General features: G+C 67.7%; 9 protein-coding genes, 1 tRNA gene and 1 pseudogene. 4 read left to right on the top strand and 7 right to left on the bottom strand.

Annotated elements, in window-relative coordinates; all coding sequences use genetic code 11:
* Positions 1 to 2,041: 2,041 nt before the first annotated feature.
* On the top strand, positions 2,042 to 2,359 hold the full coding sequence (locus tag ACLJQZ_RS24950; protein WP_410622292.1) for an STAS domain-containing protein: 318 nt from the start codon (positions 2,042 to 2,044) through the stop codon (positions 2,357 to 2,359).
* A 141-nt stretch (positions 2,360 to 2,500) separates the two neighbouring features.
* Here the strand turns inward: ACLJQZ_RS24950 and ACLJQZ_RS24955 are convergent, their stop codons facing one another.
* Together ACLJQZ_RS24955 and ACLJQZ_RS24960 are read right to left on the bottom strand one after the other, a co-directional pair.
* Positions 2,501 to 3,439 carry a hypothetical protein gene (locus tag ACLJQZ_RS24955; protein ID WP_410622293.1) on the bottom strand — a complete coding sequence of 313 codons (939 nt, stop codon included), beginning with the start codon at positions 3,437 to 3,439 and terminating at the stop codon, positions 2,501 to 2,503.
* 341 nt (positions 3,440 to 3,780) lie between these two features.
* Complete coding sequence (locus ACLJQZ_RS24960) at positions 3,781 to 4,641, bottom strand: TetR/AcrR family transcriptional regulator (protein WP_410622294.1); 861 nt, start codon at positions 4,639 to 4,641, stop codon at positions 3,781 to 3,783.
* A gap of 87 nt (positions 4,642 to 4,728) precedes the next feature.
* On the opposite strand from ACLJQZ_RS24960, the gene ACLJQZ_RS24965 reads away from it, so the two are divergent.
* Both ACLJQZ_RS24965 and ACLJQZ_RS24970 read left to right on the top strand, forming a co-directional pair.
* The gene (locus ACLJQZ_RS24965; protein ID WP_410622295.1) at positions 4,729 to 5,217 is read left to right on the top strand and encodes a nitroreductase/quinone reductase family protein; all 489 of its coding nucleotides are present in this window, start codon (positions 4,729 to 4,731) and stop codon (positions 5,215 to 5,217) included.
* Positions 5,218 to 5,233: 16 nt separating this feature from the next.
* Complete coding sequence (locus ACLJQZ_RS24970) at positions 5,234 to 6,259, top strand: YceI family protein (protein WP_410622296.1); 1,026 nt, start codon at positions 5,234 to 5,236, stop codon at positions 6,257 to 6,259.
* Positions 6,260 to 6,444: 185 nt separating this feature from the next.
* Here the strand turns inward: ACLJQZ_RS24970 and ACLJQZ_RS24975 are convergent.
* Positions 6,445 to 6,875 (bottom strand): annotated as a pseudogene (locus ACLJQZ_RS24975) (histone-like nucleoid-structuring protein Lsr2).
* 517 nt (positions 6,876 to 7,392) lie between these two features.
* On the opposite strand from ACLJQZ_RS24975, the gene ACLJQZ_RS24980 reads away from it, so the two are divergent.
* The gene (locus tag ACLJQZ_RS24980) at positions 7,393 to 9,063 is read left to right on the top strand and encodes a recombinase family protein (RefSeq protein WP_410622297.1); all 1,671 of its coding nucleotides are present in this window, start codon (positions 7,393 to 7,395) and stop codon (positions 9,061 to 9,063) included.
* Here ACLJQZ_RS24980 and ACLJQZ_RS24985 read toward each other — a convergent pair.
* The 4 genes from ACLJQZ_RS24985 to ACLJQZ_RS25000 all read right to left on the bottom strand — a co-directional run bounded on the left by ACLJQZ_RS24985 (position 9,028) and on the right by ACLJQZ_RS25000 (position 12,955).
* Positions 9,028 to 9,110: transfer RNA gene (locus ACLJQZ_RS24985), tRNA-Leu, on the bottom strand. The genes ACLJQZ_RS24980 and ACLJQZ_RS24985 overlap by 36 nt on opposite strands.
* A gap of 83 nt (positions 9,111 to 9,193) precedes the next feature.
* The gene (locus tag ACLJQZ_RS24990; protein WP_410622298.1) at positions 9,194 to 10,897 is read right to left on the bottom strand and encodes a BTAD domain-containing putative transcriptional regulator; all 1,704 of its coding nucleotides are present in this window, start codon (positions 10,895 to 10,897) and stop codon (positions 9,194 to 9,196) included.
* Between the two features lie 28 nt (positions 10,898 to 10,925).
* The gene (locus ACLJQZ_RS24995) at positions 10,926 to 11,996 is read right to left on the bottom strand and encodes an LLM class flavin-dependent oxidoreductase (protein WP_410622534.1); all 1,071 of its coding nucleotides are present in this window, start codon (positions 11,994 to 11,996) and stop codon (positions 10,926 to 10,928) included.
* Positions 11,997 to 12,007: 11 nt separating this feature from the next.
* On the bottom strand, positions 12,008 to 12,955 hold the full coding sequence (locus tag ACLJQZ_RS25000; protein ID WP_410622299.1) for an NmrA/HSCARG family protein: 948 nt from the start codon (positions 12,953 to 12,955) through the stop codon (positions 12,008 to 12,010).
* Positions 12,956 to 13,019 lie beyond the last annotated feature (64 nt).

A 13,019-nucleotide genomic window follows, 5' to 3' on the forward strand; every position in this document is an offset into this window, starting at 1 on the left:
GGACATCCAGCACGTCTTGCACTGCTCGTACTGGCGCCGACGCCATCAATATCGCGCACACAAGCCCACTACCAGCGCCAATCGCTCCAGGAGCCATGAAGATCACGAAGCCCGGCTGGAGTACTAGGCAGCTCTGGCACGCGTTTCAATACGGAAGGCCAACGGATTCATCCATCTCGAACATTCTCAAATCGGCATGGAATGCATCTGGGCCACCATGGTCGACAGTGCCTGCCCAGACCGGCTCAGCGACGAACCATGCACCCCGCCGGATGATCTTGGCGCTCGGCGTGCGTGGCTCACTCCGGCGGCTGCCTGCTGCGCGACAAGCGACCGGATGCTCAAGGCTTCGCGTTCTCGATTCCGATTCTGTGCGCTTCCCGCTGGTCATACCTACGCGGGCCTGACACTCCAGGGCAGCAATGCGTCCCCACCGCGCCAGGCTCTCGTGCCGTCAGCGTTCCGAACTCAGACGCTGGCCCACCTCCTCACGCAGCGGTGCGAGCCGACCGGCTTCATGCTCCCACCGAACTCGCTCAAGGCTGGACACATCGGGCGGTCCGAACAGCTCGTCGAAGACCGGCTCGACCATGTGGATCGGCTGACGGTCCAGCTCCGGGTTCCAGAGCGGGTAGGAATGTCCACGTCCGAGCGCCTCCGTCGGCCGCCGTAGGCGACATCGTGCACTGCAGCGAGCGCGGGGAGCTCAGCTACCCTCCGACCTCGGTCTCGATCGGTCGCGTGCCGACGTGCCGAGCCCTCGCGGCGGTCGGCCCGTGGCTGGTGCACCCGGCGCTGCCGGGTCAGGGACAGCGGCCTCTGCTGCGGCTGCAAGTGGCACTGGAAAGCGACGATGACGAGTTCGCTTTGTTGCTCGCGGGCACCGTCGGTGCGGATCCTCAGCAGAGGATCGAGGGCGACTACGTTAGCAGCCTTGAGCCAGTGGTTCACGTTCAGAACTTTCGAGGCCACTGCTCCGGTGATGAGCAAAGGAGCGGACCAGGCCGTGCGCCAACCTCAGGTTTCGTCGACCTCAATGGCGACCGCCTCGCCCCTCCAGCAGGTTGAGTCTCGCCCGTGCGCCGCCGAACTCGGCGTCGGGTTGTGTCCCACTCTTGCGGCGCCCTGTTCGTGCCATCGTCGTGCTGGCGGTGCGCAGGAAGAGGCCGGCATTGCCGATGGAAGCCGCGCGCTCTCGCCCGAAACGAGGCGAAGCCATCTGCGGACTGGGTTCGGCCTGGCCAGCCTCGGCAATCCGACTCGTGGCGGTGCCGACATCGTCGACGAGAACATCGCGCTACTGGGCGGCGACCGCGGGCGTCAATGTCGCCTACGGTCCTCTGCGTCGACCCGCCAGACCTCGCCGACACCCCGTTCGGCCGGAACCACTCGGTTCCGTGCTACCTGCAGCGGGAACCACCGTCGGAGGAATACCACGAAGGATACGGCGCCACCGTCGCGTAGGTAAGCTTGAGACAAGCGTCCTCACTGACGGCCAGCTTGGCGACCTTCTGCGCTATGGCGTAGCTGACGGCGCAAGCGGCGCTACCCGGAAACGGGATGAAGCCACACCCAGCGCCAGGCAGGCTGCTGTTCGCGATGGTGCGCGTCTGGCTCCTGGTGAAGACGTAGCTGCACCGGAGAAAACCGCACTCGAACTGGCTGGTGGCGGAGGCTGGTCCACGCGACTCGACTGGGCTCGCCGTGGCGTTGGGAGCTATGACGGCGGTGCCTCCCAGCATCGCGCCACCGATCATCAGGCTTGCACAGAATCGTCGTAGCGGCATCGGTTCCTCCAAATGCGGATATTTTTCATTTATCTGGTTAGACAGCGACATCAATGCCGCAACCGCGACATATCACGTCACTCGAGACGCCTACGCGCATCTGAGCGCCTCGGTTTACCGCAATCGGCCAGCTCACCCGATCGAGTTGAAATTCCCATATCTACCTGCACCACCGTTGTCCAGCGTCAAGCTGTCAGCCCTCCCCGCTCGATCGGCATGCCCGCGTGCCGAAGCGGCGAAGACGGAGAACCCCGATGAATCCCGCAGCCGCCGACAGCATCCCTGGCGTCCCGTCCCCCCGCACGACCGTCCCGCCGATCGATCCCGATGCACTGCTGGACACCGACCTCAGCGCACCCGCGGACTCCACGACTCAGCTGGCGGCGACCGGCAAGGCCGATCAACTCACCACTTCGGCGCTGCACGTGGCCTGCGAGTCAGCCTTGAGGCCTCGCTGTCGACACCTGATCGCAGACCTGTCCGAGGTGACGTTCATGTCTTCGACCAAGATCAACCTGTTGGTGAGCTTACAGCGCCGCACGGACTGCGCCTGGTCCTCAACGCGACGTTGACCCGGTTGTGGGACTTGATCGGCGTCAGCGACCTGTTCACCATCCCTCTCGCGTGCAGCCGCGCTCGCCGCGACCGCCAGCAGGTGAGGCTGTTCCGAGATAAGGCGCAAGGAGATCCGCCGGCGTCGACTCAACGCCTGCCTAACGAGGCAGTTCCACGTCGAAGTACTTCAGCACCGAAGTCACCAGCATCAGACCGATGATCGAGTTGATCCGGCTGTACTGGGTTCGGGAGACGCCGTGCACGGTCGGATGGCGACCGAAGACCCTTGGGATGACGTCTCCCTGGTCCGGACGATATTTCGCGTGGGCGTACCAGACCGGCGCGAACGTAAGGGCAACCCGGAGCTTGTGACCGTCGAGGTCGAACCGCGTGCCATTCTTCTTCAGCTCGTTCCTCGTCAAGTCGACTCGCCGCGCGTTCGTCATGTGACGCTGCATGAGCGAGTCCAGCAGGTTCGCGGCCAGTGCCTGCGCCGCGTTCGAGTGCCCATCCTGCAGCGCTCGCACGCAATCCATGGCGAATCCGCGGCTATCACGCAGGTCGGCGTGGTCGACTTCGGCGATCACGCTCGCGCAGTCCCCTGCAATTCCACGCCACCGGCGGCCAAGGATACGTCGACGCTCGACGGCCGTTGCAGCATTCGACAGCGACCGGACCGTGTCGGAACGCGGAACCCATGCGAGTGGAATCCCTTCGTCCACGAGCATGACTTCTAGTTGCTCGTAGCTGGGCAACGCGGCGTCAAGGTTCGGCGGGAACCATTCAACCGAAAGCGTGACCAGCGAGCTGAAGATCTCTCTCCATCGCTCGGTGTAGGGTGCCATAGCCTGGTTGATCGTGTCGGTGAATCCGACCAAGCCCGCGACTTGATAGCTGATTGCCGACGCGGCGCGGTTGCCTTCCGGGAAGAACGCGGCGGCGTCCCACCGCGGGACCATGGCTGGCGCGAGACCTTCGATGAGTCGCTTTCCATAGTTCGGATACAGATTTTTGGGTAGCTTGAACATGTCGGCGAAGCCAGTTGAGAATGCGCTGGCAGCAAGCGTCGGAAAGGCGTCACCAGTATCGTCGATCACCTCCCTATCCTGCCAGGCGGTGTCGGCAATTGTCGGCAGCGCTGGGTCCGCTACAGTGTCCGAGTCGGCGGCAAATCGATCTCCACGGGCCGCAGCGCGACGGTCAGAGTGAATGGACTACTCGGCCCGAACTGGCCTGACTGAACGACGCCTGGGTTGCCCACGATGTCGATGGACGCGAGGTCGGCGACACACGCACACACACCGCAGGGCCGATCGAGCCTGACCAGTTCAGCTGGCCGCTGACAACGATGTCGAGCGACACGCCACCGGCGCGAACATTTACACCTTCGGCGACGCCGCATGGTGGGCCTTGACCCCGCGACGTCACCGACCGGCCGTCATGGACTCGGGACGGTCAGAGAGTTCACCGCAGTCTGCACAGCCTCGATCCGGTCATCGTCCCAGCTGATTCCGGGGTCCGGCTCGAGGAAGGCCACGGCCGTGCCCGCGATGCCCAGAGCCGGCAGCGACCAGTCCTCCGTCGCCGCAGCGCCGAAAGGCCGGGCCGGGATGCGTTCGTCGGCGAGGTCCGGTGTGGACAGTGCGATCAGGATCAGGCCGCGGGCGGTGGCACTGACCAGGATCGCCACCGTCTCGAACGTGGACCCCAGCTCAGGGCGCAGCCGGTAGCCGAATAACCCCGCGATGTGCTGCCAGGCCGCGGCGACCCGGGTGGTGAAGCCGTGCTCCGAACGGGCGAGGATCTCCTGAATCTGTTGCCGCAGTTCACCTTCCGCAAGACTGAGGAACGTGGCGTGCAGCGCCAGGTAGGTCCGCCACTCGGCGGACCCGTAGAGCGCCTGGAAGTCCTGCAGCGCCGCCTGCCGGAACAGTTCCACCAGCAACGCGTGCCGCCCCTCGGCGGTGCCGAGCCCGTCGCGGTGCGCACTGACGACGTTCTTGATCAGGCCGATGATCGCATCGGTGTCGGCCGCGGTCGGGACCGCGGCTTTGGCCAGCTCGGTCACCAGCTCGCCGAAGAACAGGTCCTTGTACGGCCACCGGCGGTACACCGCGCTCCGCGCCACCCCGGCCTCGCGGATGATGTCCTCGAAGCGGAGGTGATCCAGGCTCACCGTCAGACCGGTGCGGCCGACCATCGCCATCGCCGCCTCGAGCATCCGCTCGGCGGTTTCCTCATCCGACCGACGGCTGCGGCGCCGCCCCAGGCCCGTCGGCGCACGGTCGGCCTCGTCCACATCCACTCCCAAGTTACTTTGGACTCTATGTCTCAAGTCTCAAGTCCGGTCAAGCTTACCCCAGCACGACCCGACAAGGAGGCAACGATGACCTGGCTGTACTCCCCCGACCGGCTGCGAGCGATGTACTGCGGCGGCCACGCGGACCCCGCTGCCCGGCGGTTCGCCCGGCTGTGGGCCACCGTCTTCAGCCTCGGCCTGCAGCCCCGGCGCTGGGTGACCCTCGAGGTCGCCGGCCGCCGCTCCGGAAACCCGACGCGGTTCCCGCTGGGCATGGCCGATTGGCACGGCCACTGGTACCTGGTGCCGATGCTGGGCGAGCGGTGCAACTGGGTCCGCAACGTCCGCGCCGCCGACGGCCACGCCATCCTCCACCGCCGCGGCCGCCACCCCTGCCGGCTCGTCGAAATCCCCGTCGAGAACCGCGGCCCGATCCTCCACCGCTACCTCGAGACCGTCCCGGGCGCCCGCCCTCACCTGCCGATCAGCCCCGACGCGCCCCCATCCGAGTTCGACGCCATCGCCGCCGGCTACCCCGTCTTCCAAGTTCTCCCCGACACCGCACCCCGGCACTGACCAAGGAAGGTCCACCATGACCACGACAGTTTCCAGCCCGTCGCCACGCAACACCCACCGCGGACGACGCTGGACACGGCGCATCCTCATCACCCTCGCCGCACTCGTCCTGCTGCTCGTCGCCTCGACAGTCCTCTACGTCAAACTCGCGCCGGTCCCCGCCCCGCTCGCGCTGCACGCCACGACAAGCGCCCCCAGCGGTCCCCTCACCGGCCGATGGGACGTCACCACCGGATCCACCGCCGGCTTCCGCATCCGGCAAACCGTCCTGTTCGCGAGCAACGACGTCGTCCAACGCACCGAATCCGTCACCGGCAGCCTCACCATCACCGGGAAGAAGGTCACCGCCGGCCGGTTCACCGTCGACCTGACCACACTCACAACCGACGGCAAACCCACCCCCCAGCTCGCCATCAGCCTCGACACAGCGCAGCACCCCGACGCCGTCGTCGCCGTGACCACGCCCCTGACGATCGACCCGGCCGTCACCCCCGTCACCATCCCGGGTCAGCTTTCCCTGCGAGGCCACTCCCACCCGGTCACCATCACCCTCACCACCCGCCAGGACAGCGACACCCTCCAGACCGCGGGCACCATCCCCGTCACGTTCTCCGACTGGGCGATTCCCGGCCCCGCCGGCTACGGCCCCTTCGGCTCACTGGGACGACCACGGCACCGCCGAGTTCCTCCTCGTCCTCCACCGCCACTGAGCCGCAAGTCATGCAGCGCGGCGGTGAGCAGAACGGCACTGTCGGCGAGCGCGGTCAGTCCGTGCCGTTACGGCGGGATGCGGGAGCTGCCCGCGCTCGAGGGCCCAAGTGTGGTCCTCGGCGTGCAGCCGCTCGCTTCCGGTCACGACGGTACAAGGTGGCCGCGGGCGACGGCGGCTTCCGGGCGCGTGGTCGTCCCGGGCTTCCTTCCTCAGCTCGCCCGTTCGGCCAAGCCGGTCCCGTCGCGCCGCCGGACCACGCCGATCGCTTCCAAGGCATCCGGATCGATCGACACCGGCCACCGCCGATCAACCTCCAACCCGGCTGAGTAAGCCGCAGCATTCACGCCGCGAGCCGAACCCCGACACCGGACTGCGGTCATGCCAAGTCCTCCCATCTCCATGGCGCCTCCGGTGAACCGTCTGGTGTCTGGCCGTATCGAAAGCGCCGCGCTGGATCGCCGGCCGGATCAGCCGACACGGTTACTGCCGCGTTACGAGCACGCACCGGCCTGCGGCTACTTTCGAGTACCGGCTGCCTTCTTCTGGGCGCTAACGCGCCGTCGTACGACTGTCGAAGGCTGCGCGGCGTTCTGCTGCGCGCTGTCAAAGGCGGCGATGACCTCGGATGAGATTCGACCGCGGTCGGCGACTTCGTAGCCGTGCTCCTCGGCCCAAGCCCGGATGGCGCGCGACCGGTCGCGGTCCTCCGCCGCACTCGTGGCGCTCGGCCGACCGGCGGAACTCCGCATCTTCCGGCCGCCCGTCCGGCGGCCGGGGACGCGACATATGCGGCGAGTTCCTCACGTAGCGCGGCGGCGTTCTCTGCCGACAGGTCGATCTCATACGAAACACCGTCCAGACTGAACGGGACGGTCTCGCTAGCCATACTCCCATCGACGTCGTCCAGGATCTCGACCAGCACCTTCTGCACCATCTCACACTCCATGACGTCGTTGACTACCGTGCATTACATCGACGCAGATTACCCAATGCCAATATCCGCAATAGAGTCGACCGTACAATTTAATTACCACACAAATATCAGACGAAGACTATCAATACACTTCCACCAGGATAACGATATGGCGTCGCCATGTCGCCAGATGGCCGAACAGACGGAGTTGCTATCGAGGCACTGTTCACGACGACCCGGACGGGCACTTGCCCTCTTGGCGCCTACGACGGTGTCCTGGACGACCCGTACATCGATCAGGCACACAGGGGCAGGATATGACGAACTCCACGCAGCGCCACAGCCCGTCTCGGCCACCGGCAAGAGGCGACTCCGCCGGCAGTCGCCCGCGGCGACGTCGGCAGGACGACAGCCCACCCGCCGTCGAGCTACCGGCACACCCTCCCGCGCTGCCTCCTGGGGCTGCCGGGGCGCTGCTGCGACTGCTGCTCAGCGCCGACCACGACAACGTGACCAGCAGCCGACCCGCTTCCGGTCAGGTGGCAGCCTGATGCGATTCGCGTTCTACGGCCGGGTCTCGACCGAAGATCAGCAGGACCCCGTCGCCTCCCTGAACTGGCAGCTCGCCCGAGCCAAGGCTCTGGTCGGCGCCCACGGGGACATCGTGGCCGAGTTCTTCGACATCGGGCAGTCCCGTTCGATCCCGTGGAAACGGCGCCCCGAAGCAACCCGGCTCCTGGCCGCGCTGCGGGAAGACGAGCGCGGGTTCGACGCTGTCGTGATCGGTGAACCCCAGCGCGCGTTCTACGGCAACCAGTACGGCCTGACCCACCCCGTCTTCGTCCACTACGGGGTCACCCTCTGGGTGGCCGAAGTCGGTGGTGCGATCGATCCGGAGTCCGAGGCACACGATCTGGTGATGTCGGTGTTCGGCGGGATGAGCAAGGGCGAACGCAGCCGGATCAAGATCCGGGTCCGCGCAGCCATGGCCGCCCAAGCCAGCGTCGAAGGCCGATTCCTCGGCGGACGGCCGCCCTACGGCTACGTGATCGCCGACGCCGGGCCGCACCCCAACCCGGCCAAGGCCGCTGAAGGCAAACGGTTGCGCCGCCTCGAACCCGACCCCGCCACCGCCCCGATCGTGCAGCGGATCTTCGCCGAGTACATCGGTGGCCGCGGGAAGTACGCCATCGCCGAAGAGCTGACCCGCGACGACATTCCCTGCCCGTCCATGAACGACCAGGCCCGCAACCGGCACCGCACTGGGCGTGCCTGGGCCAAGGGCGCCGTCGGCGTCATCCTCGGCAACCCTCGCTACACCGGCCGCCAGGTCTGGAACAAGCAACGCAAAGACGAAGTCCTCATCGACGTCGAAGACGTCGGACTCGGTCACGAGACGAAGATGCGGTGGAACGCCCGCGACAAGTGGATCTTCTCCGAGAAGATCGTCCACGACCCGATCATCGACGTCGAGACCTTCCGCCAGGCCCAGGAGATCGCCGCCGCCAAAGGCGCCGGCCGCACAACTCGGGAGCGCACCCGCACGCAGCACCGCTACGTCCTGCGCGGGCTGCTGCACTGCGGAGTCTGCGACCGCCGGATGCAGGGACAGAAGACCCGCGAACAGCTCTTCTACCGCTGCCGCTACCCCACCGAGTACGGCTTGGCGAACAAGACCGAGCACCCCCGCAACGTCTACCTGGCCGAACGTGACCTCCTCGGTCCGCTCGACGACTGGCTCAGCACCTGCTTCGCCCCGCACCGGATCAACGAGACCATCGACGCGCTCCACCAGGCCCAGCCGGACCTCGACGTCGATCCTGGCGCCGCGGCGGCGGTCCGAGTGATCGCGGAATGCGATCAGGCCCTGCAACGCCATCGGTCCGCGCTCGAAGCAGGAGCCGACGCCGTTCTGGTCACCGGATGGATCACCGAAACCCAGGCGCGTCGCGCCGAAACCCAGGCACGGGCCACCGCGCGACCCCAGCAGCAGCGGATGACCAAGATCCAGATCCGCGACCTGGTCGAGCGACTGGGAGACATCCGGAAGGTGCTGACCGACGCCGACCCGGATCGTAAGGCGGAGGTCTACCGGCAGCTCCAGCTGCACGCGACGTACTACCCCGGAAAACGACTAGTGCGCATCGAGACTAGTCTCGATGCGCACAGTTGGGGTTATGGTAAGTGTCCGAGGGGGGACTTGAACCCCCACGCCCGTTAGGGCACTAGCACCTCAAGCTAGCGCGTCTGCCATTCCGCCACTCGGACCTGCTGGAGAAAAGAGTACCCGGCCGCCCCGTGGGGGTGTTCAGGGGGGGTCTGGATCGTCATCATGCCGAGGGTTGGGATGTTCATGCGTTTTGGCTTATCGCTGTATCGATCCAGTCATCCTGGCCTGCTCGGCTTCGGGCGAACTCGCGGAGGGGCTCCTGGTAGCGGTAGGCGTCTGGGCCGGCTGGGTCCAGTAGGTGGGCGTCCACCAGGGACTCCAAGAGGGCTGCCACCGCGGGTAGCGGGAGGTTCAGGGTCTCGGCGGCGGCAGCGAGCGGGACTACCGGCATCGGGAGGTGGGACAGCGCTCGGAACGCTCGGGACTGGGCCGGGGACAGCTGGGCCATCGCCGACTCGTAGGGCTTCTCTATCGCCCCGCACTCCGGGGGTGTCACCGGGGATCCCGGGGCCGGGCGGCCCAGGCGCTCGAGTGCCTGGGGCATCGTCCACTCCGGGCGGGACGACACTCGGGCTCCTACGGCCTGCAGGACCTGGGGTAGGCCCGCCGTGCGGGTGACCAGTTCTTCGGTCGCGGCGCGGTCGTGGTCGGTTCGGGGGCCGATCAGGCGGCTCAGCAACAGCAGCGCTGCTGTGGGGTCCAGGCCTCGTAGTTTCTGCCAGTGGGCGTGAGGTAGGCCGTAGAGGCGCTGGCGCGCCGTGATCATCACCGCCGGGCCTCCGGTGCCTGGGAGCAGCGGGCGGATCTGCTCCGCTGCCTGGGCGTCGTCCAAGACGATGAGTAGGCGGCGGCCTGTCGTGCGGGTGCGCCACAGCGCCGCTTGCTCGCTTGACGACGGTGGCAGGTCAGTGACGCCGATGCCTCGCAGCAGCTCGGACAGCGGGTCCGGCGAGATCGACAGGTCCGTGAACAGCTGGCCGTCCGGGAAGGACGTCGCGATCTTGTGGCCCAGCTGGATCGCCAACGTGGTTTTGCCTATTCCGGCCAGGCCCTCGACGCCCACCACCGGGATGCCTGGGTTGGTTGTCCGCAGGGTGTCGGCTAGCGCGGTCAGCATGTCCTCGCGGCCTACGAACTCCGGGAGCTGCGGAGGTAGCTGGGTGGGGCGGGTGATGGTGGCGGCCAGGGTCGAGTCCGAGGCCAGGATGCGACGCTGCATTTCGCGTAGTTCCGGGCCTGGGTAGAGGCCCAGTTCGTCCTCCAGCCGGTGCTGGATGCGGGCGAAGACGTCCAAGGCCTCGGCTTGCCGGCCGGAGCGGTAGAGGGCCAGCATCTGCAGCTCGCGGGGGCGCTCTCGCAGGGGCTGCTCGGTGATCAGCTCGGTCAGGGCGCTGATGGCGCCGGCGTGGTGGCCCGCCTCGATGTCGGCCGCCGCCAGGTCTTCGATCGCCTTCAGGCGCAGCTGCTCGAGGCGGACGCGTTCGGCTTCGAAGCCGTTGACGCCCGACAGCGGGGCGCCGTGCCAGAGGCCGAGCGCGGCTCGGAGGGAGGCGGCGTCGCCGGTTGCCAGCAGGTGCTGGAACTCCGTCAGATCCAGGGCCGGCGCGACGATCGCGTAGCCGCCGCCGATCGACTTGATCGGTGTGTCCGGCTCCAGGGCGTGGCGGAGGCGGGAGATGTACGAGCGGACCATGCCGGTCGCTGCCCTCGGTTCGGCGCCGCCCCAGAGCGCTTCGACCAGCTGGGCGGGTGAGAGCGACGTGCCACCCTGCAGGAGCAGGACCGCCAGCGCCGCCCGTTGCTGGGGCGGGCCCAGCTCGAGCTCGACGTCGCCACGCCACGCCCGTACCGGGCCCAGCACCTCGAACCGCACTGATTCGGTCACGCTCAGCGCAACCGCGGGCGGCGGGTGGCTATTCCACCGCGGCGAGCGACCGGTGCGTCGGCGCGTCCGGGACGTGCGCCGGCCGTCCTCGCGCGAACTCCTTGCGCAGCACCGGGACGACCTCCGCGCCCAGCAGGTCGATCTGCTCCAGTGCCGTCTCGTGCGGGAGGCCCATGCCGTCGACGTTGAACAGCTGGCGCTGGTAGTCGCCGAAGTCCTCGCGGAAGCGCATGGTCCGGTCGATCACCTGCTCCGGACTGCCCACGACCAGGGGTGTCTGGTCCATCGTCTCCTCGAGCGAGGGGCCGTGGCCGTAGATCGGCGAGTGGTCGAAGTACGGGCGGAACTCGGCGATCGCGTCCTGGGAGCGGCGCCGGATGAACGTCTGGCCGCCGAGGCCGACGATCGCCGTGTCCGCAGGGCCGTGGCCGTGGTGCTCGAAGCGCTCGCGGTAGAGCGCGATCATCCGCCGGGTGTGCTCGACCGGCCAGAAGATGTTGTTGTGGAAGAACCCGTCGCCGTAGAAGGCCGCCTGCTCGGCGATCTGGGGGCTGCGGATCGACCCGTGCCAGACGAACGGCGGGACGCCGTCCAGCGGACGTGGGGTCGAGGTGAAGCCCTGCAGCGGAGACCGGAACTTGCCGGACCAATCCACGGCTTCTTCGCGCCACAGCCGCCGCAGCAGCGCGTAGTTCTCCACGGCCAGCGCGATGCCGTCGCGGATGTCCTTGCCGAACCACGGGTACACCGGGCCGGTGTTGCCGCGCCCGAGCATGAGGTCGAGCCGGCCGTCCGCGAGGTGCTGCAGCATCGCGTAGTCCTCGGCGATCTTCACCGGGTCGTTCGTGGTGATCAGCGTCGTGGACGTCGACAGCACGATCCGGCTGGTGCGCGCCGCGACGAACCCCAGCAACGTGGTCGGTGACGACGGCACGAACGGCGGGTTGTGGTGCTCCCCCGTCGCGTAGACGTCGAGGCCGGCCTCCTCGGCGCGGACGGCCGTCTCGACCATCCGCTGGATCCGCTCGTGCTCGGTCGGCGTCACGCCGGTGACGGGGTCGGTCGCGATGTCGCCGACCCCGAAGATCCCGAACTGCATCCCGAAAGGCATCACAGCCCCTTGAAGGCGTCGTGGTGGGCGGCGAGCCAGGTGCCGAAGCCCTGCAGCCGCGGGTTCAGCTCGCGCACGGCGCCGGGGTCGCGCGCGCCGGCGAAGACGCTCTCGTACTCGGCGTAGTAGAAGAACATGTTGGCCAGGTCGTCGGCGCCCGGGAACCCCTGCGCGCGCACGGCTTCGACGCTGACCGGCCGGTAGGCGACGTCCTCGCCGAGCACCTTGGCGAACGCCGCCGCGTACTGCTCGCCGGTCAGGTTCTCGCCGGAGATGCTGATCGTGCGGCCGACGAGCTCGGGGCCGCGTTCGAAGACGCCGAACGCCGTCCGGCCGATGTCCTCGGCCGCGATCGCGGGCAGCTTGCGGTCGCCCATCGGCAGGTGCAGGGCGAGGACGCCGTCGTCATCGCGGACCGGGCGGAAGAAGTCGAGGAAGGACTCGAAGTAGAACGTCGTGGACAGGAACGTGGTCGGCACGCCCGCTTCGACGAAGAACGCGTCGGCCTCGGCCTTGCCGTCGAAGTGCGGGACCTTGTAGCGCTCGTTCAGGGTCGGGACGCGGTCGTCGTCCAGGCGCAGGTGCAGCCGGGTGTCGGGCAGCGTCGACCAGATGACGTGCCGCAGGCCCGCGGTCTTGGCGGCCGCGGCCATCGCGCGGGCCTGCTTCTGCTCGCGCTCGACGTCGTTGTACTCCCAGAACGCGCTGACGAAGTAGGCGCCGTACGCGCCCTGCAGCGCCGTCGTCAGGCTCGCTTCGTCGTCGAGGTCCGCGACCACGACCTCGGCGCCACGCGCGGCGAGCGCCTGCGCGGCTTCGGAGTCGGGGCGGCGGGTGATCGCGCGGAGGGCGAAGCGTCCGGCGGGGTCGTCGAGGATGGCGCGGGCGAGGCCGCCGCCCTGCTGGCCGGTGGCGCCGACGACGGCGATGATCTTCTGCTCGGTCATGGTTCTCCCTTGGCTCGGTGACCGGGACATCCGGTCGTGAACCCAGGTAACCGCGGCGATGTTG

The organism is Amycolatopsis sp. cmx-8-4, from assembly GCF_046548675.1.
Taxonomy (GTDB): domain Bacteria; phylum Actinomycetota; class Actinomycetes; order Mycobacteriales; family Pseudonocardiaceae; genus Amycolatopsis.

Bases quoted from the DNA above. Each gene is read 5' to 3' on its own strand.
- ACLJQZ_RS24950 (WP_410622292.1), top strand. From the start codon at position 2,042: ATGAATCCCGCAGCCGCCGACAGCATCCCTGGCGTCCCGTCCCCCCGC.
- ACLJQZ_RS25000 (WP_410622299.1), bottom strand. From the start codon at position 12,955: ATGACCGAGCAGAAGATCATCGCCGTCGTCGGCGCCACCGGCCAGCAG.
- ACLJQZ_RS24980 (WP_410622297.1), top strand. From the start codon at position 7,393: ATGCGATTCGCGTTCTACGGCCGGGTCTCGACCGAAGATCAGCAGGAC.
- ACLJQZ_RS24995 (WP_410622534.1), bottom strand. From the start codon at position 11,996: ATGCAGTTCGGGATCTTCGGGGTCGGCGACATCGCGACCGACCCCGTC.
- ACLJQZ_RS24965 (WP_410622295.1), top strand. From the start codon at position 4,729: ATGACCTGGCTGTACTCCCCCGACCGGCTGCGAGCGATGTACTGCGGC.
- ACLJQZ_RS24970 (WP_410622296.1), top strand. From the start codon at position 5,234: ATGACCACGACAGTTTCCAGCCCGTCGCCACGCAACACCCACCGCGGA.